Consider the following 217-nt stretch of genomic DNA (forward strand, 5'->3'; position numbering starts at 1 on the left):
ACAGGCCTCGCAGCAGCAGTACGACAAGATCCTCAGCTACCTGGAAATCGCCCAGCAGGAAGGCGCCGAGCTGCTCACCGGCGGCGCGACCGAGAAGCTGGAAGGTGATCTGGCAACCGGCTATTACATCCAGCCGACTCTGCTCAAGGGCACCAACAAGATGCGCGTGTTCCAGGAGGAAATCTTCGGCCCGGTGGTGGGCGTGACCACCTTCAAG

At 61.3% G+C, this 217-nt stretch carries 1 protein-coding gene; it reads left to right on the top strand.

Going from position 1 to position 217, the window contains the following annotated elements:
• A partial coding sequence (locus tag BVH01_RS18345) for an aldehyde dehydrogenase family protein (protein ID WP_139317878.1) occupies positions 1 to 217 on the top strand: 217 nt, incomplete at both ends.

This window comes from Pseudomonas sp. PA1(2017), from assembly GCF_001945375.1.
Lineage (GTDB): Bacteria > Pseudomonadota > Gammaproteobacteria > Pseudomonadales > Pseudomonadaceae > Aquipseudomonas.